The sequence below is a fragment of the Methylophaga pinxianii genome (genome assembly GCF_020447225.1).
Taxonomy (GTDB): domain Bacteria; phylum Pseudomonadota; class Gammaproteobacteria; order Nitrosococcales; family Methylophagaceae; genus Methylophaga; species Methylophaga pinxianii.
In genome coordinates this window covers 18,963-39,437 of sequence record NZ_JAJAEO010000156.1, presented here as the reverse complement: position 1 = coordinate 39,437, position 20,475 = coordinate 18,963, and the positions used below count along the sequence as shown (strand labels likewise).

The 20,475-nt window shown below is 44.6% G+C and carries 20 protein-coding genes, 1 pseudogene and 1 riboswitch; of the genes and pseudogenes, 15 read left to right on the top strand and 6 right to left on the bottom strand.

Annotation, left to right across the window (positions count from 1 at the left end; translation table 11 throughout):
- The first annotated feature begins 88 nt into the window (after positions 1-88).
- A complete protein-coding gene (gene dhaL / locus LGT40_RS05035; RefSeq protein ID WP_226071488.1) occupies positions 89-724 on the top strand; it encodes a dihydroxyacetone kinase subunit DhaL in 636 nt (211 codons plus the stop codon).
- A gap of 49 nt (positions 725-773) precedes the next feature.
- Here the strand turns inward: dhaL and LGT40_RS16565 are convergent.
- From LGT40_RS16565 to LGT40_RS05020, 3 genes and pseudogenes are all read right to left on the bottom strand, one after another.
- Positions 774-1,134, bottom strand: a pseudogene (locus LGT40_RS16565) (GxxExxY protein).
- A gap of 92 nt (positions 1,135-1,226) precedes the next feature.
- Positions 1,227-2,216: a dihydroxyacetone kinase subunit DhaK gene (dhaK, locus tag LGT40_RS05025; protein ID WP_226071487.1), complete on the bottom strand. Its 990-nt coding sequence runs from the start codon at positions 2,214-2,216 to the stop codon at positions 1,227-1,229.
- A 22-nt stretch (positions 2,217-2,238) separates the two neighbouring features.
- The gene (locus LGT40_RS05020) at positions 2,239-3,069 is read right to left on the bottom strand and encodes an HAD-IIA family hydrolase (RefSeq protein WP_226071486.1); all 831 of its coding nucleotides are present in this window, start codon (positions 3,067-3,069) and stop codon (positions 2,239-2,241) included.
- A 205-nt stretch (positions 3,070-3,274) separates the two neighbouring features.
- Here LGT40_RS05020 and hxlA (LGT40_RS05015) point away from each other — a divergent pair, with 205 nt between their 5' ends.
- From hxlA (LGT40_RS05015) to prmB, 7 genes are all read left to right on the top strand, one after another.
- The gene (gene hxlA, locus LGT40_RS05015) at positions 3,275-3,916 is read left to right on the top strand and encodes a 3-hexulose-6-phosphate synthase (protein ID WP_226071485.1); all 642 of its coding nucleotides are present in this window, start codon (positions 3,275-3,277) and stop codon (positions 3,914-3,916) included.
- 272 nt (positions 3,917-4,188) lie between these two features.
- Complete coding sequence (locus tag LGT40_RS05010; protein WP_226071483.1) at positions 4,189-4,506, top strand: hypothetical protein; 318 nt, start codon at positions 4,189-4,191, stop codon at positions 4,504-4,506.
- Between the two features lie 131 nt (positions 4,507-4,637).
- A complete protein-coding gene (locus LGT40_RS05005) occupies positions 4,638-5,621 on the top strand; it encodes a transaldolase (protein WP_226071482.1) in 984 nt (327 codons plus the stop codon).
- Positions 5,622-5,781: 160 nt separating this feature from the next.
- On the top strand, positions 5,782-6,417 hold the full coding sequence (hxlA, locus tag LGT40_RS05000; RefSeq protein WP_069296299.1) for a 3-hexulose-6-phosphate synthase: 636 nt from the start codon (positions 5,782-5,784) through the stop codon (positions 6,415-6,417).
- 11 nt (positions 6,418-6,428) lie between these two features.
- Complete coding sequence (gene hxlB / locus LGT40_RS04995) at positions 6,429-6,968, top strand: 6-phospho-3-hexuloisomerase (protein ID WP_226071481.1); 540 nt, start codon at positions 6,429-6,431, stop codon at positions 6,966-6,968.
- 191 nt (positions 6,969-7,159) lie between these two features.
- Positions 7,160-8,563, top strand: a complete 1,404-nt coding sequence (gene leuC, locus LGT40_RS04990) for a 3-isopropylmalate dehydratase large subunit (RefSeq protein ID WP_226071480.1) — start codon at positions 7,160-7,162, stop codon at positions 8,561-8,563.
- The gene (gene prmB, locus LGT40_RS04985; RefSeq protein WP_226071479.1) at positions 8,563-9,492 is read left to right on the top strand and encodes a 50S ribosomal protein L3 N(5)-glutamine methyltransferase; all 930 of its coding nucleotides are present in this window, start codon (positions 8,563-8,565) and stop codon (positions 9,490-9,492) included. Before leuC ends, prmB begins: the two co-directional genes overlap by 1 nt.
- Here the strand turns inward: prmB and LGT40_RS16345 are convergent.
- Both LGT40_RS16345 and mutH read right to left on the bottom strand, forming a co-directional pair.
- On the bottom strand, positions 9,483-10,802 hold the full coding sequence (locus LGT40_RS16345) for a diguanylate cyclase domain-containing protein (protein WP_226071478.1): 1,320 nt from the start codon (positions 10,800-10,802) through the stop codon (positions 9,483-9,485). The two genes, prmB and LGT40_RS16345, sit on opposite strands and share 10 nt — an antisense overlap.
- A gap of 46 nt (positions 10,803-10,848) precedes the next feature.
- The gene (gene mutH / locus LGT40_RS04975; RefSeq protein WP_226071477.1) at positions 10,849-11,541 is read right to left on the bottom strand and encodes a DNA mismatch repair endonuclease MutH; all 693 of its coding nucleotides are present in this window, start codon (positions 11,539-11,541) and stop codon (positions 10,849-10,851) included.
- Between the two features lie 48 nt (positions 11,542-11,589).
- On the opposite strand from mutH, the gene LGT40_RS04970 reads away from it, so the two are divergent.
- Both LGT40_RS04970 and LGT40_RS04965 read left to right on the top strand, forming a co-directional pair.
- Positions 11,590-12,513 (top strand): ABC transporter ATP-binding protein, encoded by a 924-nt coding sequence (locus LGT40_RS04970; protein WP_226071475.1) that lies wholly within the window; start codon positions 11,590-11,592, stop codon positions 12,511-12,513.
- Positions 12,510-13,289, top strand: a complete 780-nt coding sequence (locus LGT40_RS04965; protein WP_226071473.1) for an ABC transporter permease — start codon at positions 12,510-12,512, stop codon at positions 13,287-13,289. The genes LGT40_RS04970 and LGT40_RS04965 overlap by 4 nt, the downstream gene beginning before the upstream one ends.
- Positions 13,290-13,301: 12 nt before the next feature.
- Here LGT40_RS04965 and dusA read toward each other — a convergent pair whose 3' ends face one another.
- Positions 13,302-14,285: a tRNA dihydrouridine(20/20a) synthase DusA gene (gene dusA, locus LGT40_RS04960; protein ID WP_226071471.1), complete on the bottom strand. Its 984-nt coding sequence runs from the start codon at positions 14,283-14,285 to the stop codon at positions 13,302-13,304.
- Between the two features lie 77 nt (positions 14,286-14,362).
- On the opposite strand from dusA, the gene LGT40_RS04955 reads away from it, so the two are divergent.
- From LGT40_RS04955 to LGT40_RS04935, 5 genes are all read left to right on the top strand, one after another.
- On the top strand, positions 14,363-15,061 hold the full coding sequence (locus LGT40_RS04955) for a M48 family metallopeptidase (RefSeq protein ID WP_226071469.1): 699 nt from the start codon (positions 14,363-14,365) through the stop codon (positions 15,059-15,061).
- A gap of 52 nt (positions 15,062-15,113) precedes the next feature.
- Positions 15,114-15,191, top strand: a riboswitch (S-adenosyl-L-homocysteine riboswitch).
- A 91-nt stretch (positions 15,192-15,282) separates the two neighbouring features.
- Positions 15,283-16,446: a methionine adenosyltransferase gene (metK, locus tag LGT40_RS04950; protein ID WP_226071468.1), complete on the top strand. Its 1,164-nt coding sequence runs from the start codon at positions 15,283-15,285 to the stop codon at positions 16,444-16,446.
- A 14-nt stretch (positions 16,447-16,460) separates the two neighbouring features.
- Positions 16,461-17,771 carry an adenosylhomocysteinase gene (ahcY, locus tag LGT40_RS04945; RefSeq protein ID WP_226071467.1) on the top strand — a complete coding sequence of 437 codons (1,311 nt, stop codon included), beginning with the start codon at positions 16,461-16,463 and terminating at the stop codon, positions 17,769-17,771.
- A gap of 56 nt (positions 17,772-17,827) precedes the next feature.
- Positions 17,828-18,679, top strand: coding sequence for a methylenetetrahydrofolate reductase [NAD(P)H] (metF, locus tag LGT40_RS04940; RefSeq protein ID WP_226071466.1), 852 nt, complete (start codon positions 17,828-17,830; stop codon positions 18,677-18,679).
- A gap of 309 nt (positions 18,680-18,988) precedes the next feature.
- Positions 18,989-20,446, top strand: a complete 1,458-nt coding sequence (locus LGT40_RS04935) for an RNA polymerase factor sigma-54 (RefSeq protein WP_226071465.1) — start codon at positions 18,989-18,991, stop codon at positions 20,444-20,446.
- The last annotated feature ends 29 nt before the right edge of the window (positions 20,447-20,475 follow it).

Sequence of the window (20,475 nt, the reverse complement as noted above, 5' to 3'; positions counted from 1 at the left end):
TTTTTTTTTTGCAGTTGACCCGTCCTGAAAAAATGCAGATTATTTACGCTAATGTAGAGTGCAGGTTTAATGATTTTTTGAGGTATTTATGTCCCACGGCAATCTTTCTCTTTTACCTTTCATCCAAGCAATCAAAAACAAAATAGATAATCATGCTGATGAAATTGCTCAATTGGATCAGGCGATTGGCGATGGGGACCATCTAATTAACTTGCAACGTGGCATTGAAGCTTTGCTGAAAAACAGTGAAGAGTTGGAGCAACTCGAGTTTTCGGCCGCGTTGAGCAAGATTGGTATGACCTTGATGTCTACCATGGGCGGCGCATCAGGATCTTTATTTGGCTCCATGTTTGTGACAATGGGCAAAGCAGCAAAAGATAAACCGGTAAATTTAATGAACCTGACTGAGATATTTACAGCTGGAGTTGAGTCCATTAAAGCCAGAGGGAAAGCCGATATTGGTGAAAAAACCATGCTGGATGCATTAATTCCGGCTGCGATCAGTTTGCAACAAAGTGTTAGCAATGATGCAGAATTATCGGTTGCGTTGGAAAATATGAAAAAAGCCGCGGTTGACGGAATGGAATCAACTAAAGATATGCTCGCCACCAAAGGCCGTGCGTCATTTTTGGGTGAACGCGCCCGGGGACATATTGATGCCGGTGCTCGCACCAGCCAGCTGATGTTGTGTGCTATTGCCGATGTGATTATTAAAAATCATTAACCACAAAGACACAAAGTTTTAGTAGAGGTTTATCCGCAGATTACGCAGATTAGCGCAGATTTAAAACCAACCTTTGGTACTGCAAACTCCTTGCACCAAAATTTAATAGTAATGCCTTGTTTAATTGCGAGGCTTTAAGATAGTTGATGACTTGAGCTTCTTCATTCCCTGATAATTTTTGCAATGCTTTCAATTCAACGATGATTGACCCAAAACATACAAAATCTGCTTTATAAGTCGTTTTAAGTGGTCTCTCGTTATAGATTATTGGTAGACATTTTTCTCGTTCATAGGGAATGCTTCTCCTGAAACTCAATCTCCAATGCTTCTTGATATACAGGTTCGAGAAAACCTGGGCCGAGTGACTTATGTACTCTCATTGCCGCACCGATAATTTCGTATGTTTGCATATCCTTTTGCATAATCTGCGTCCATCTGCGTAATCTGCGGATCACTAATAAAAGCTCAAACCACAGCGACATCCATGTCGATTAATTAAAAACTAACAGCCCCAGCGAAGTGCTGCGGTATGTACGGGAGCATCCCACAGCATGAGCATTTCTTCATCCAGCAAGGTCAATGTCACTGAGCAACCAGCCATATCAAGAGATGTTGTGTAGTTACCCACCAACGAGCGTTTGATTTCAACACCCTTTGCTTCCCAGAATTTAGCGGCCAGATCGAACACCAGATAAAGCTCCATCAACGGCGTCGCACCAAACCCATTCACATGCAATAGCACCTGTTGACCCGGTTGAGGATTTAATTCTTTATCAATTGCAGTCGTAATATGTTGAACCAGCTCTTCAGCAGAGTTCATTGTCATCGGTTCGCGCCCGCGTTCACCGTGTATACCCACCCCCATTTCAATTTCATTGTCGTTGAGCTCAAAAGTGGGACGACCAGCTGCTGGAACGGTACAGCTGGTTAACGCAAACCCCATGGAGGCTGTATTTTTGGCAACACGATCGCCCAGACTTTTACATTGACTCAGCTCTTTACCCTGTTCTGCTGCGGCTCCTACGATCTTTTCAACAATCAAGGTACCGGCAACACCGCGGCGTCCTGTACTATGTGTTTCGGGCAAGGACACATCATCTTTTACCAATACTGTTTCATGCTGACACTCCAGCATTTCTGCGGCGATTTCAAAGTTCATCACATCGCCCGCATAATTTTTAACAATAAATAACACGCCAGCACCATTTTCCACTGATTGCGCAGCGGCCAGCATTTGATCCGGCGTCGGTGAGGTAAAGATTTGTCCCGGGCAAGCGGCATCCAACATGCCTTTACCAACTAAACCTGTGTGCAAGGGTTCGTGTCCGGAGCCCCCGCCAGAAATCAGCGCCACTTTTGGCTTTGCAGAAAATGCGGAGCGATGCACAAATGTAGGCTGGTGTTGCAGTGACACAATATCCTGATGTGCTTTGGCAAAGCCGTTAAGGCTTTCATCAAGTAAGTTATCTACGTCGTTAATTATTTTTTTCATTTTATCGATCCCTTCAAATGAACTATTGCTTTAATAAACGGGTGATTTCCTGAATATCCTGAAAAATCCAGTCTGGACGATAATCGATATCTGCCAAATCCGCTTCGGATGACACTCCGGTTAACACCATAATACTGCGCATACCGGCATTAACGGCACCTAATATATCGGTGTTGAGTCGATCACCAATTGCGATAGTATTGTGTTTATCTGTTCCCAGAATTTCAAAAGCCTGCTGATATAGAATAGGTTCTGGCTTGCCGATAACAATCGGCTTCACTCCGGTTACCGCCGTTAATGCCGCTAAAACACCACCATTTCCCATGACTTCGCCAAGCTCTGTGGGTAAAGTCGTATCCGCATTCGTGGCATAAAATTCTGCCCCAGCTCGAAGGTTCAATGTTGCCGTGGCTAATTTATTCCAGTCTAATTTTCTATCCAGTCCGGAAACCACAATATCGGCCCAGATATTCTCTGTAGTTGCCTGAGGATCAGCCGGATAGTAGGTCGACGTTATTTCAAAACCTTGTTGCTGTAATGGTTCCGTAAGACCAGATTCTCCAATCACAAATACTCGCCGTTTGGACGTAGGCAGGTTTTCTTTAAGGTAGCACGCAGTAGCCATGCTCGAAGTTAAGATCTCCTCCGCACAAACCTCTACGCCCATATTGGCCAGTTTTGTGAGATATTGCTGCTGTGTCAGACTCGCATTATTTGTCGCGAGCACAAAAGGTATCTTGAGCTCACGCAAAGTAGAAAAAAATTCTATTAATCCCGGCAGCGGCTTATTGCCGTGCCACAACACACCATCCATATCGATGATAAAACCGCCCAGGTTATTGATTGTTTGCATGATTACCCGCTTATCAAATAATTTACATTAAGTGAAACTGCGAAAAGCCTCGCACAGAACAAAATAGACTGTCCAGTTATGATTGAACGCGAAAATCGTTAAAAAACCGGAAAAATTGACAGAAATGAACATAGTGCTTTATAGTCTGCGAGCGTATTTTCAACGTAAAACTACAAATTAAATCAATTATTAGGAGCATGTCAGCATGGCAAAAGCACTTATCCAAATGGCTCTGGATTCTCTGGACTTCGATCAAACTTTGGCATTGGCAGAACAGGTTGCCCCATATGTCGATATTCTGGAAGTCGGTACTCCTTGCATCAAATACAATGGCTTGGAAATCGTTACTGCCCTGAAAACCAAATTCCCTAACAACCTGATTCTGGTTGACCTGAAAACAATGGATGCTGGTGAATACGAAGCAACTCCTTTCTACGAAGCGGGTGCTGATATTTGTACCGTTCTGGGTGTTTCTGACAAAGCCACAATGGGCGGCGTTATCAAAGCAGCCAACGCAAATAATGCAGAAGCTCAAATTGACTTAATCAGCGTTAAAGACAAAAAAGCTGTTGCGACTGAAGCGGCCAAAAATGGTGCGCAAATCATCGGTGTTCACACTGGTCTGGACGCACAAGCTGCAGGTCAAACACCATTTGCTGATTTACAAGCAATCGCATCTCTGAACCTGGGTGTTCGTATTTCTGTTGCTGGTGGTCTGAACAAAGATACCATCCAAAAAACAATTCAAGCTGGCGCAACTATCGTTGTTGTTGGTGCCGCTATCTATGGCGCACCGTCACCAGCAGAATCTGCTAAAGAACTGCGCGCATTGGTTGATGCTGCGTAAGCAGAATAAACAGTAGCGCAAATCAAAACGAGTGGCCCAGTGCCACTCGTTTTTTTTAAGCTTTACTGACTCATCCGATTTTAGTGTGCTTATTAAGCAAATAGTAAGTTGTTGACCATGAAGATAAATTGGTCAAAAACATCAGAGCGTGATTATAATCCTACGTCTGAGCCTACTGGCTTGCCACAAAGAATCTAAAATAGTAATTTACCCGTTGCACCAACCTCATCATGTTGGGCAGATGGGGTTAAGAATGTAACAGGGGTATACTCATGAGTGATAAAGGTTTTTTTGCTTCAATCTGCAGCTTTTTCAAAGGCTTGTTCTCATCAGACAGCGATAGTTGCTGCAAACCAGAAACGAAAGCGGCAGCTCCAGCATCGAAAAAAGCGAATGATGGACTAACGGGTGTAGAGCGTTATATCCGTGCCCAATCAAACGGTGGTTCGAAATTAACTGGCGTTGAAAAATATATTCGCAACCAACTGTCTTCAAATAAACCGATGACAGGTGTTGAAAAATATATTCGTAGCAAGGCTAATGCAGCACCATTAACTGGTGTTGAACGTTATATTCGCAGTAAAGCTTAATACAACCTAACTAGCGAGCCCCTGTTTTATCTATCAGGGATGATTGCAACTACTTAAAGTAGTCGTGCATATCGCAGACAAATTTTACTTAAGCTCAATAGCTCTACAAACTAACTCATAAAGGTAAGAAAATGGCGAATTTACTTGATCAATTAAAGCAAATGACCGTCGTTGTTGCTGATACCGGTGATATTCAAGCAATTGAAAAGTACACTCCTCGCGACGCAACGACTAACCCATCATTGATTACTGCTGCGGCGCAGATGCCGCAATATCAAGGTATCGTTGATGATACTTTGAAAGCAGCCCGTCAATCACTGGGTGCCGATGCACCTGCATCCGAAGTTGTCTCTTTAGCGTTTGACCGTTTGGCCGTTTCTTTTGGTCTGAAAATTCTGGAAATTATTCCAGGTCGCGTTTCTACAGAAGTTGATGCGCGTCTTTCTTATGACACAGAAGCAACCATCGCCAAAGGCCGTGACCTGATAGCTCAGTACGAAGCAGCAGGTGTTTCTCGTGATCGCATCTTGATCAAAATTGCCGCAACTTGGGAAGGTATTCAAGCAGCTGCAGTTCTTGAAAAAGAAGGTATTCACACAAACCTGACATTATTGTTCGGTCTGCATCAAGCCGTAGCTTGTGCAGAAAATGGCATTACGCTGATTTCTCCATTTGTAGGTCGTATCCTTGATTGGTACAAAAAAGATACTGGCCGTGATTCATATGAAGCTCATGAAGATCCAGGTGTATTGTCTGTTACTGAAATCTACAGCTACTACAAAAAATTTGGTTACAACACTGAAGTTATGGGCGCAAGCTTCCGTAACGTTGGTGAAATCACTGAATTGGCAGGTGTTGACCTGCTGACCATTTCACCAGCTCTGCTGGATGAATTACAAAACACAGAAGGCACTCTGGAGCGTAAACTGTCTCCAGAAGTCGCAGCTAAATCTGATGTTGCTAAACTGAATTTAGACAAAGCCACTTTCGATGCCATGCATGCAGAAAACCGCATGGCCGCAGAAAAACTGTCTGAAGGTATTGATGGTTTTGCAAAAGCATTGGAAACATTGGAAGAACTGCTGGCTTCACGTCTGGCAAATCTGGAAAGCTAATTCTTGATTAGCAATCTGCTGTCAGGTTGTGGATTTATCTCCGCAACCTGATTCAACAGATTTTGGCTCAATTGACTTGCCGCCAAATTCTGAACTATAGTCCCGCTCGCATTATCAAAGCGTGACAATAATTTTTTTAAAATCTTAGGAGTAAAATAACATGGCTGAAATTCAAATGGCTCTGGATTCATTGGATTTTGACGCAACTATGGCGCTGGCTGAACAAGTCGCTCCTTACGTCGATATTCTGGAAATCGGTACACCTTGCATCAAATACAACGGTCTGAAATTAGTTAAAGCTCTGAAAGCTGCACACCCAGACAAAAAAATTCTGGTTGACCTGAAAACTATGGATGCTGGTGAATACGAAGCAACTCCTTTCTTTGAAGCTGGTGGTGATATCACTACTGTTCTGGGTGCTTCTGATATGGCTACCATGAAAGGTGTTATCAAAGCTGCAAACGCAAACAATGCTGAAGCTCAAATCGATTTGATCGGTGTTGAAGATAAAGCAGCTGTTGCTAAAGAAGCGGCTGCTAACGGCGCGCACATCATCGGTGTTCACACTGGTCTGGACGCACAAGCTGCAGGTCAAACTCCATTCGAAGATCTGAAAACCATCGCTGGTCTGGGTCTGAATGTTAAAGTTTCTGTAGCTGGTGGTATCAACAAAGACACCATCCAAAGCACTGTTCGTGCTGGTGCTGATATCGTTGTTGTTGGTGCAGCTATCTATGGCGCTCCTTCTCCAGCTGAATCTGCTAAAGAACTGCGTGCATTGGTTGACGCAGCATAAGGATTAGTAAAATGACAATGCATCGTGATCTAGTTATAAACAAAATCACTGATATCCTGAAATCTACTGACAGTTCACTTGAAGCTGAGTTTGTTGCTATGTGTGATGATGCCAAACGCATCTTCATCACTGGCGCAGGCCGTTCAAGACTGGTCGGAAACTTCTTGGGTATGAGGCTGATGCATAGTGGTTATACTGTCTATGTTCAAGGTGAAATCAGCACCCCTAGCATCCGTGAAGGCGATTTATTAATCGTTATCTCGGGTTCTGGGGAAACAACACAGCTGGTTTCATTTGCGAATAAGGCTAAATCTGAGAATGCAAAAGTGGTTTTGATTTGTTCAAAATCCAGTTCAACGATTGGTGATCTCGCAGATAAAACAATTCAAATCGGTACTGATGACAGCTTTGCACCTACCAAGGGCATGCCGATGGGTACCATGTTTGAATTGTCCACATTGATTTTCCTGGAAGCCATTGTTTCTCATTTAATTCATGAGAAAGGTATTCCAGAAGAAGAAATGAGATATAGACACGCTAATATGGAATAACCACTTTCCTTAGCAATAAAACAAAACGGGTAATCTACGGATTGCCCGTTTTTTTTATCTGCCATTCACCTATCTATCAGATCGACAATCAGGCTCTAATGTAACACCTCTTAAAAATTAACTGCCCCTAGGGCATCGCATCTCAACACGGTATAATGATTGACTATTTAAATCACTCTGGTTTGAGATGTATGTCAGCTAAAACACTTTATGACAAATTATGGGATCAACATGTTGTTCGTAGTGAACAAGATGGTACTGCCTTAATTTATATTGATCGCCATCTGGTTCACGAAGTCACCTCACCACAGGCCTTTGAAGGCTTGCGTCTGGCGGGCAGAATCCCCTATCGATTAAACTCCATTCTAGCGACACCAGATCATAATGTGCCCACCAATCATCGTGAACTTGGTATTGCAGACCCAATTTCAAGACTGCAAGTAGAAACTCTTGATCAAAATTGCGCGCAATATGGCATTACAGAATTTGGTTTGAATGATTTACGACAAGGTATAGTGCATGTTGTCGGTCCGGAACAAGGTGCGACATTACCTGGAATGACTGTGGTGTGTGGTGATTCTCATACCTCTACTCATGGTGCTTTTGGCGCCTTGGCATTTGGCATTGGCACATCCGAAGTCGAGCATGTAATGGCGACACAATGCCTTATCCAACGTAAATCCAAAAATATGTTGGTAAAAGTAGAAGGCCATGTCAATCCAGGCATTACTGCAAAAGATATTGTTTTAGCCATTATTGGTGAAATCGGGACGGCCGGCGGTACAGGCTATGCAATAGAATTTGCCGGCGAAGCCATTCAGGCTCTCTCCATGGAAGGCCGAATGACCGTTTGTAATATGACGATTGAAGCGGGTGCCCGAGCTGGAATGATCGCTGTAGATGACACCACTATTAATTACTTAAAAGATCGTCCATTTGCACCCAAAGGTGAAAATTGGGAAAAGGCGGTCAAATCCTGGCGCGAGTTGCATAGCGATGACGATGCGCAATTTGATAATGTAGTGACTTTGGATGCAAGTAAAATCAAACCGCAAGTCACTTGGGGTACCTCACCCGAAATGGTTGTGCCGGTTGATGCCAATATTCCAGATCCGGCGGCGGAAAATGATACCGTTAAACGTAATGGTATGCTGAAAGCTCTGAAATATATGGGCTTGAATGCCAATCAGCCAGTTCAGGATATTCGCTTGGATAGAATATTTATCGGTTCTTGTACCAATTCGAGAATTGAAGATCTGCGAGAAGCTGCGGCAGCGATTAAAGGAGGCAAAGTTGCTGCGACAGTGAAACAAGCTATGGTTGTTCCAGGATCTGGTTTGGTAAAGCAACAAGCTGAACAGGAAGGTTTGGACAAAATTTTTGTCGAAGCCGGGTTTGAGTGGCGCGATCCAGGTTGTTCAATGTGTTTGGCAATGAACGCTGATCGTCTTGAAGCAGGTGAACATTGTGCATCAACCTCTAACCGTAATTTTGAAGGTCGACAAGGTCAGGGGGGACGTACCCATCTGGTGAGCCCAGCAATGGCTGCAGCCGCAGCAATAGCCGGACATTTCGTTGATATCACCACTCATTAATGGCGACTGATTATCAAGCCGCTGAGGCTGAACTCAGTACGCTCCGCGACTTTCTCCGCTGGACAACCTCGCGCTTTGAGGAGGCGAGGCTGTTCTTTGGTCACGGTAATAATGATGCGTTTAACGAGGCGACGCAGCTGATTCTGCATAGTCTGAAGCTTCCCGTCACTGAATTGCCGGAAATATTTCTGGATGCCCGGCTTTGTCATGGTGAAAAACACTATTTGCTCAGTTTAGTGAAACGCAGGATTGAGGAGCGTGTACCCGTTCCCTATCTGACACACGAAGCCTGGTTTGCCGGTCTTCCCTTCTATGTGGATGAACGTGTCCTTATCCCCCGCTCTCCATTTGCCGAACTGATTGATAGTCAATTTAGCCCGTGGTTGCAGAATGCAAGTTCGGTGGGTCGAATTCTCGATATGTGCACCGGAAGCGCGTGTATTGCTATAGCCCTCGCCATGGCATTTGAAGGGGCTGAAGTGGATGCAGTCGATATCAGCGAGGATGCTCTGAGCGTTGCTCAAATCAATAAAAATAAACATTTGCTTGGTGATGAACTCACACTGATTCAATCAGATTTATGGGCTGAATTAAACGCCTCACGTCAATATGATTTGATTATCAGCAATCCACCTTATGTGGGTGATAGTGAAATGGCTATGTTGCCTGCCGAATACCACCATGAGCCTGACCATGCATTGCGAGCGAATGATAACGGACTGGCGCTGGTTGAACAGATTATTATCGGAGCCGCACAATTTCTAACACCACAAGGGTTATTGTTTGTGGAAGTGGGTAATAGCGATCTGGCTGTTGATGAGAGATGGCCGGAAACTCATTTTTTATGGTTGGAACTTGAACTCGGCGGCCATGGAATCTTTATGTTAACTCAACAACAATGTATTGAGTTTGCAGCCACTTATTCCTGAGTTTCACTAACAGCTTGATCAGAGGTTGCACGATAGACCCGCACACAATTTCGACCTGCCATTTTCGCCTGATACATCGCACGATCGGCCATTTCAAACAAGCTATTTAATGTATCTTGCTTATCATGACGCAAAGTGGCGATCCCCACACTTATAGTGATTCCGATGCTGGCCGGCTTGAATCTTGCCAAACGCTTCTGCATTCTCGTCATCAAAGCTGTGGCGGCCTGTTCATCACATCCGGGTAGTAATAATACAAACTCTTCTCCTGACCATCTGGCAATCATATCGACATCACGCACATGCCGCTTTAGCCAGTTACCTAACTCCGCCAGCAAATTATCCCCGCGCACAAAACCATATTGCTCGTTTATCGCCCGGAAATGATCCAGGTCGATGACGGCCATCGCCAAATCACGCTTGAAACGATAGGCTTCACTCAAGTATTTCCCTGCAAATTCTCTTAAGGCATGTCGGTTAAATAATTGAGTCAATTCATCAAGCATCGCCAAACTGCATAATGAATTTTGCTGGGCTCTCAGTTCACGAAAATTCTGATAGCTGGTTATATGGTTAAAGACCCGTTGTCTTAGCTCTTCCCGAACAATCGGTTTGGAGACAAAATCATTGACACCAAGATGAAATAACTCAATCTTACGGGACACATTATCAAAACCAGAAGTCGCAATGATTGGCACATTGCCATAGTCCTCACGCAAACGACGGATCTTTCGGACCAGGGTAATTCCACTCATACTGCCTTCCAGCATGATATCGGTAATAACCAGATCATAATCTCCACCGCTGAAAGCATCCCAGGCTTCTTCAGCAAAGGTATAGGCATCAACATCCAAACCCATATCGGTCAGCAGATCGATAATAATTGTCTGTAATACTCTGGAGTCTTCGATAAACAGTACCCGGCCAGATAATTGGCGGGTTTCACGTTGGGCCAGGCGTTGTACATAAATGCCTAACTCGGACTCATCATGTTTGCTGAAAATATCGGTGGCGCCGGCCAAAAGGGCCTGTTTCAGGATCCGGGAATTATCACTTTCAGTCATGACCAATACGGCGGCAAAATCATAACCATTAATTGCACGCAATTGACCACAGAATTCACTACCAGCGATATCGGGCAGATCATCACTGCAACAGACTAAGCGGTAGCGGGTTTGTTGAGCATGTTCGAGACCTTGATAGCCTGTTTCAGCCAGGTCCACTTCAAAACCGGCAGCCGACAATAGCGCACGGGCTTTATTCCTGAATTCAGTAGATGCGTCTACTACTAAAGCATTGAGTTTTTGCACTTAGCCAATCCTTTTATCTAATGTGCATTCTGCCTGTTGCTGAACATTAACAGCAAGCTTTCCCTGACAGAATTTGTTGCGTAAAACTTGTTCGAAGGTAAAAACCGCATGGGTGATGCCACTCTACCTCCCCGTCATGACCTATTTGACGGGTAATTACCCGACTATTTGCAGCCTTGGGTCTTATCTGTAAATAACGTCCCAGTTTGGCTGTTACAGCACCTTCTGCGATCATTATTTCCATTAATTCTTCCCAATCTTGTTGCAGCGTCATCTCTTGTTGTTTTGAAGGTTGCCATAAAATAGCTTGTCCAATGTATCGATCCACTAAAGGTATATCGTTATCGGCTTCTATTGGCAACCATAAAACCTTATTCAGTTTACGACGCAACCAACATGTCTGCCAATGGGTTTCTGCCGCAGCTCGTGGCGAAACGGTGCAAACATAGGTAGATTCCTTAGGCTCACCGCGACTATTTAAAGGGATAGTTTTTAGCTCAACGCCTAAAGCAACAAAATCCGGTTCGGCCTGATTCCCCGCATCTGCGCCCAGAATCTGCTCTAATAAATTGCCCAGCCACCCTTTGTGTCGCCGCAAATTAGCAGGAACCGGAATTTGGCAGAGCTGTGCCAGTTGCCCTACCGTTTTACCGGCGATTTGCTGGCAACGCTGCATCAACTCGGCTTCAGACAATGGTGGCGAAATACTATTCATAGTGGGGGAAATATCATCAGACATGGGTGGCATGATAATCTAGTACGTTTAAATCTGCTTGAGGCGGTTCCGGTGAAAGCATTAACCATCGAACATCTGAATAAAACCTATCGCAATGGCTTTGAAGCACTAAAAGATATTAACCTCACTGTTGAAGAAGGTGACTTCTTTGCGCTGTTAGGCCCTAATGGTGCAGGTAAATCAACCACTATCAGCATACTGACCTCTCTGGTGACAAAATCCAGTGGCTCCGTGAAAATCTTTGATGCTGATCTGGACAGTCAAATGGAACTGGCTAAAAGTTATATCGGGCTGGTGCCTCAGGAATTTAATTTTAATGGCTTTGAACAGGTAAAACACATACTGGTGACTCAAGCGGGTTATTACGGTGTTCCCGCCAAAGAAGCCGAACCTCGCGCCGATGCTTTATTGAAACAATTAGGCTTATGGGAAAAGCGGCATACCGCATCCCGTTCTTTATCAGGCGGGATGAAACGCAGACTGATGATTGCTCGCGCGCTGGTACACAATCCACGGCTACTGATACTGGACGAACCCACAGCTGGCGTGGATATTGAGTTACGGCGTTCAATGTGGGTGTTTTTACGTGAAATCAACCAGCGTGGTACCACTATCATTCTGACCACACATTATCTGGAAGAAGCAGAAAACCTCTGTCGTAATATAGCCATTATCGACAAAGGTCGTATTGTTGAACACACCGATATGAAATCGTTATTAAACCGTCTGGATAAAGAAACCTTCGTACTCGACTTACTCGAACCCTTAACCGACAGCAGTATATTAAACGGTATTGCTTATCATCAGGTTGATGCCAACACCATTGAAGTGGAGCTGCATCGTCAAGAGGGACTCAACGGTTTATTCAGCGAATTAACCAAACGCGGTATAAAAGTGGGCAGCATGAAAAACAAGGTCAATCGTCTGGAAGAATTATTTTTAACCCTGGTTGAACGTCCGGAGTCTGCCGAATGAACCATCGCTATCAACTGCACTGGATTGCTTTTTCAACAATTGTGACCCGTGAAATCAGACGGTTCCTGAGGATCTGGGCACAAACTTTACTGCCGCCAGCCATTACCATGACGTTATATTTCATCATTTTCGGTAATTTGATTGGCAGTCGTATCGGTGAAATGGATGGGTTCAGTTATATGGAATATATCGCTCCCGGTATTATTATGATGGCCATCATCAACAACGCATACTCCAACGTAGCCTCCTCGTTTTTCAGTGCTAAATTTCAAAACCATATCGAAGAACTGATGGTCTCTCCCGTGCCGAACTATATTATTCTAGCCGGTTATGTGGCGGGCGGAGCTGCACGGGGTCTTTTTGTCGGACTCATTGTGACGCTGGTTTCACTAATTTTTACTAAACTGACCGTTCAGCATATCGGCATTACCATCAGCATGGTGTTTCTCAGTGCCATCATGTTTGCACTTGGCGGATTTATTAATGCCTTATATGCCCGTAGCTTTGATGAAATATCGATCATTCCGACCTTTGTTCTGACACCACTGACCTACTTGGGTGGGGTGTTTTATTCGATATCCTTATTACCGGAGTTCTGGCAGAACATTTCGATGCTGAATCCGGTGTTGTATATGGTCAATGCGTTTCGTTATGGCTTATTGGGAGTTTCTGATATTCCGGTAGCGGCGGCTTTTGCCATCATTCTTTTGTTTATCGCTGCGCTAACGACCTATGCACTGTATCTGCTGCATAAAGGCACTGGTTTGAGGAATTGATTTTTATTAATCTCAACCTATCAACTTAAGCGCATCGCGAACCACTTCAATCCCCGCCCCGGACAAATGCGCATTTTCGCTTAAATGGCGCCGCCAGCGACGCGCACCGGGCAAGCCTTGAAACAACCCGAGCATATGACGAGTGATGGATTTCAAAGGTCTGCCCTCTCGCATACGCTTGTCAATATACGGCAGCATCAGCTCGACTATTTCGTGCTGGCCAGGAATTAAACGGTTGTCATTAAAAATTCGTTTGTCAGCTTCTGCCAGAATATAAGGCTGATGATAAAGCGCTCGTCCCATCATCACCCCATCAAGCTGTTGTAGATGCTTTTCGGCTTCATCCAGCGTATGGATTCCACCATTGATATCCAGATGCAAATCCGGAAAGTCCTGCTTGATTTGATACACCTTGTCGTATTCAAGTGGCGGAATATCACGGTTTTCTTTCGGGCTTAGGCCATTTAGCCAGGCTTTACGGGCATGAAGAATCACTGCATCGACTTCAACCTGATAAACCGCGTCTACAAACTCTTTGATAAAAGCATAGTTATCATGTTCATCAATGCCTAAACGGGTTTTTACGGTAATAGGTATATCAACAACCTGTTTCATTGCCGACACACATTCGGCGACCAACCTGGGCTCAGCCATCAGGCAGGCACCAAAACGGCCATTCTGCACACGGTCACTCGGACAGCCTACATTGAGGTTGATTTCCTGATAACCAGACTCAGCACCTAATTTTGCACATTTTGCTAATGCTTCAGGCTCACTTCCTCCCAGCTGCAAAGCCATCGGATATTCCATTTCATCATGTACCAGAAAGCGTGAGTGATCGCCGTGAAGTAATGCGCCGGTAGTGATCATCTCGGTATAAAGCAACGTGTGTTTGGATATCAGCCGGCATAAATACCGAAAATCCCGATCAGTCCAGTCGAGCATTGGTGCCAGTGATAAGCGATGTGCGAATTTAATATTAGCTGTGAGAGTCATAAAAAAAACCTGTTTAATCCGACATTTTCGCAAATCAGTCGTTAGAATGCCCAGCTAATACGTTTTTAAGTCATTCGATGAGCATTATTCAAATCAATGATATTCCGCTGCAGGTCATTCGCAGTGCCCGCAGAAAGTCGATTGCTATCAAAATTCAAGATGGCAAGGTCAGCCTGCATTTGCCCAAATTAATGCCCTTGTGGCTGGCCAAACAATTTGTAATGCGCAAACAGCAATGGATCGAAGACAAACTACAACATTATCAACAGCGTCCACCGGAACGACAATTTATCCAGGGTGAGTTACAACCATTCATGGGTGAGTATTATCCATTGGAGATAGTTGGTGAAGCTTTACGCCAGCGAGTTCATATCAAATTAGAACAACAAAAGCTGATTATTCGGGCACCGAAGCATGTCAGCTCAACTCAAATCAGACAAGCTTTAGTCAGATGGTATAAACGTCAGGCAGAAACACTGCTAATCGCGCGTACACAGCAAATTGCACAACAAACCGAGCTGTTTCCTAAACATGTCCAGATTAAAAGTTATAAATCCCGTTGGGGCAGTTGCAATATCAGAGGGGAAATTCAGCTGAATTGGCAGCTTGTTCAGGCTTCACCAATTATTGTTGATTACGTGATTATTCACGAGCTTTGTCATCTGCAACAGCATAATCATTCCAAAGCATTCTGGAGTTTGGTTGAACAATTCGACCCTGATTTTAAAGAACATCGCCGATGGTTGAAACATCATGGACATCAGCTAGTTATCTAAACGAGTCTGCTTAACTTGGTAATTTTTCCATTATGAATTAATATATGCGACATTGAATAAGGAACGCTGCGACAGAGAGCACTCTGCTAGGCTTATTCAATTTCACATTTCCAAACGGCGTTCATTATTAGCAGGTCACTGGTAGTAATGGGCGTTTCATCCGAACTTTCCCATAGTTTAACTATCATTACCTTATTTGAATTTTAATGAGGAAGTTGTCTATGAGTAATGCTTATCTTTTTACCTCTGAATCGGTTTCAGAAGGTCATCCAGATAAAGTAGCAGACCAAATTTCCGACGCTGTTTTAGACGCTATCCTGACCCAAGATCCTCACGCCCGTGTTGCCTGCGAAACGCTGATTAAAACCGGCGTTGCGATTGTGGCTGGCGAGATTTCAACCAGTGCATGGGTTGACTTGGAAGAGATTGTCCGCAAAACCATCACGGATATTGGTTATAACAGTTCTGAAGTCGGTTTTGATGGACAAACCTGTGGGGTAATGTCGGTTATCGGTAAACAGTCCGGTGATATTGCTATGGGTGTGGACCGCGAAACAGAAGAAGATCAAGGTGCAGGTGATCAAGGCTTAATGTTTGGTTATGCCAGTAATGAAACCGAAGTGCTTATGCCTGCTCCGATTACCTATGCACATCGTCTTGTTAAACGCCAGGCGGAGGTGCGTAAAAGCGGTGAATTACCCTGGTTACGTCCCGATGCCAAAAGCCAGGTGACATTTATATACGAAGACGGCGTTCCGGTCGGAATTGACGCGGTTGTATTGTCTACCCAGCATAATCCGGAGATCAGTCAGTCAGATCTTAAAGAAGCCGTGATGGAACTCATCATCAAACAGACGCTTCCAGCTGAATGGTTAACTAAAAACACCCGTTTCCATATCAACCCTACAGGCCAGTTTATTATCGGTGGCCCGGTGGGAGATTGTGGTCTGACTGGTCGAAAAATCATTGTTGATACCTATGGTGGCATGGCGCGTCATGGCGGCGGAGCATTCTCCGGTAAAGATCCATCTAAAGTCGATCGCAGTGCTGCTTACGCTGGACGCTATGTTGCAAAAAATATTGTTGCTGCTGGACTCGCTGATCGCTGCGAGATTCAGGTTTCCTACGCCATTGGTGTAGCTGAACCCACCTCAATCAGTGTCGATACATTTGGTACTGGCAAAATTGCTGAAGATAAGCTTGTCGCATTAGTACGTGAGCATTTTGATCTACGCCCGGTAGGTCTTATCAAAATGTTGGATTTAGTACGCCCTATTTATCAGCAAACTGCCGCTTATGGTCATTTTGGACGTGAACATGCTGACTTCAGCTGGGAACGAACTGATCTTGCTCCCGTCTTACGTGAAGCAGCAAAAATCAACTAACACAGGAATTTGTCATGCAATCAGCAGTAGAAAATTTAAAACCAGATTACAAAGTCGCCGACATCAGTCTGGCGAAATGGGGCCATCAGGAAATCAAAATCGCCGAAAGCGAAATGCCTGGATTGATGGCGTTACGTGAAGAATATGCCGGCCAGTATCCGCTAAAAGGTGCGCGTATTGCAGGTTGTCTGCATATGACCATCCAAACTGCCGTGTTGATTGAAACATTGGTGGAATTAGGTGCTGAAGTGCGCTGGTCTTCATGCAATATTTTTTCCACCCAGGATCATGCTGCAGCGGCGATTGCTGATCAGGGCATTCCGGTTTTTGCCTGGAAAGGTGAAACCGAAGAGGAAGCCATCTGGTGTATTCGTCAAACTATCTTAGGGGCTGATGGCTGGCGCCCGAATATGATTCTGGATGATGGTGGTGATTTAACCACGATGATGCATCAGGATTACCCTGAGTTATTGTCAGATGTAAAAGGGCTGTCAGAAGAAACCACCACTGGTGTTCATCGCCTGTATGAAATGATGAAAGCGGGTGCCTTAAAAGTACCGGCGATTAATGTCAACGACTCAGTGACCAAATCAAAATTCGACAATCTGTATGGTTGCCGTGAATCCTTACTCGATGGCATCAAGCGTGCAACCGATGTCATGATTGCAGGAAAAATATGTGTGGTATTGGGTTACGGTGATGTTGGCAAAGGCTGTGCGCAGGCATTCCGCGGCATGGGCGCAACCGTTATGATCACCGAAATTGACCCGATTTGTGCCTTACAGGCTGCAATGGAAGGTTACCGTATCGTCACTATGGATGAAGTGGCTGATAAAGCCGATATCTTTGTTACAGCAACCGGCAATATCAATGTTATCAATCATGATCATATGGCCGCCATGCGAAATGAAGCGATCGTTTGTAATATCGGTCACTTTGATAATGAGATTGATGTTGCTTCATTGCGTAATTATGAATGGGAAAACATCAAACCTCAGGTAGACCACGTTATTTTCCCTGATGGCAAACGTATTATTTTGCTGGCCGAAGGTCGACTGGTTAATCTGGGCTGTGCAACGGGTCATCCAAGTTTTGTCATGTCAGCCTCTTTCACCAATCAGGTAATGGCACAAATCGAACTGTGGCATAACAGTGCAAACTATGAAAACAAAGTCTATGTGCTGCCAAAGCGTTTGGATGAGAAAGTAGCCCGACTGCACTTAGGTCGTATTGGCGCAAATCTGACCGAATTAAATGCTGAACAGGCCAAATACCTGGGGCTTGAGCAGAATGGTCCATACAAACCGGAACACTACCGTTATTAAATTTGAACAGGGCTAACGTATAGTTAGCCCTTTTTCTTTTACCTGAAGTAAGCATAATGTCCAAACAACCTGTTATCAGTTGCGAGTTTTTTCCTCCAAAGACGGAAAAAGGCGCACAGAATCTGTTAGCCGTTCAAGAAAAGTTGGCGGTATTAAAACCCGAGTTTTATTCCGTCACATTCGGTGCCGGCGGGTCGACCCAAGATAATACGCTTGAGGCCGTTGTCGCCATACAGCAACGTGCTAATGAAACAGGAATTGGTGCAGCACCACATTTATCTTGTGTGGGGTCATCCAAGGAACGCATTCGCACAATTTTACAAACCTATATCGATAATCATATTTCACGCGTGGTTGCTTTAAGAGGCGACTTGCCGTCAGGGACGCGTGAACCGGGTGATTTTCGCTATGCAAATGAACTGGTGGAATTTATCCGCAAAGAAACCGGTAATCATTTTACGATTGAAGTGGCAGCCTATCCTGAAGTTCATCCACAGGCCCAGGATGCTGGAGTGGATTTGGACAATTTCAAACGCAAAGTCGATGCTGGCGCCGATAGTGCCATTACGCAGTACTTTTATAATATCGATTCGTATCTATATTTTGTCGATCGCTGCCTGCAGAAAGGCATCACTATCCCCATTATTCCCGGCATCATGCCCATTAATAATTATTCACAGTTAGCGCGTTTCTCCGCAGGTTGTGGAGCAGAAATTCCGCGCTGGCTCAAAAAACGCCTTGAAGAGTTTTATGATGACACTGCTTCCATGCAGGCATTTACCACAGATTATCTGACCGAATTTACTGAAAAACTGATCAAACTTGGCGTGCCTGGCTTACATTTCTATTCAATGAATAAAACTCAGCCAGTATTGACCGTATGTGAGCGTTTGGGGCTGATTCGCTAATCCCTCACATTCATCATTATTCTCGTAGCCTGTATTTACGGGCTTCAAACAGAGGTCTTTGGATTATTTATCCATAGATTATTTACTCTCCCCTGTCTATCCGTCTCTGATCGACAGATCAAATTACATACTGCTGCGGTAATACGGATAACAGGCTTAGTTGTCATCAATGCTTACGCAGTATTGAGTTTGAGAGATAAACACGCTCTAGGCACTTATCTGCGTTTTATTTTAGATACACGTATAGGCAATGCCTCGACGATTGCGGTAACATAAACTCATGGTCATAACATTAAAACAAAACACTAAGTGAAACCCTCATTACAGCTACGCATTGGCCAAAGCCTTTCGATGACTCCTCAGTTACAGCAAGCGATCCGTTTGTTGCAATTATCGTCGTTGGAGTTACAGACAGAAATTCAGGAAGCGCTCGAAACCAATCCGCTCCTGGAAGTCGAGGAAGACTATGATTATGACGAGCCTGGTATTGCTCGTCGTGACGAAGACAATGGCAGTCGCGAAATCAGTGAATTAGAAAACACAGATATCCCTGAAGATCTTCCCGTCGATAGTAAATGGGAAGATACTTACGACAATACCCAAAGTCTGAGCAGTTCCGGTTCCGCTTCCGGGGATAGCGATTTTGAACGCGATAATCAGGATGAAAGCAGCGATAGCCTGCAACAGCATTTACTCTGGCAAATGCGCCTCACTCCCTTTACTGAAACAGAGCAGGCCATAGCTACAACCATCATTGACTCGATCGAAGACGATGGTTACCTGAAAACCACCTTGGAAGAAATCCAGCAAAGTCTTGGTGAGGAGTTTGCTGAAGTTGAACTTGATGAGATAGAAACGGTATTGCATCGTATCCATCATTTCGACCCGGTGGGCGTCGGAGCCCGGACTCTGCGCGAATGTCTGCTCATTCAATTGCGTTTATACGAATCCTCCGTCGCGCTTAAGCACATCGAATTACTCACTGAGCTAATTGACAAGCATCTGGATACGCTGGCTAAACGTGATTACGCCCAGATCAAACGAGCGCTAAAAGTCAGTGATGATGAGTTAACAGATCTGGTGCGCTCAATTCAATTGCTGAACCCGCGGCCGGGAAGTAGTATTCAAACTGACAAAACCGAATACATTGTTCCTGATGTTTATGCGATAAAAGTCAATGGAAGATGGCAGTTGTCACTGAATCCCGACAATGCGCCTAAACTCCAGATAGCTGAACACTACGCATCGTTGATTAATCGCGCGGATAGTAGTGAAGAAAATACTTATCTGAAAAATAACCTGCAGGAAGCCCGCTGGTTTTTGAAAAGTTTACAAAGCCGAAACGAAACACTGCTGAAAGTCACACAAGCCATTGTGGAACGACAACGCGATTTTCTTGACCATGGCGAAGAAGCGATGAAACCCTTGGTTTTGGCAGATATCGCTGAAACCGTTGAAATGCATGAATCCACTATATCGCGAGTAACAACGCGCAAATATCTGCACACACCGCGTGGCATATTTGAATTGAAATTCTTTTTCTCCAGTCATGTTGGTACAGAAAGCGGAGGAGAATGTTCAGCAACAGCCATTCGCGCGATCATCAAAAAACTGGTCGCCGCAGAAAATCCAAGAAAACCCCTGAGTGACAGTAAAATTGCTGATATTCTGGGAGAACAGGGCATCAATGTCGCTCGCCGTACCATTGCCAAGTACCGCGAAACCTTAGCGATAGCGCCCTCAAATGAGCGTAAGCGACTGGTGTAAAGCCAGTTTTAGTCCACCAACAGGAGTGA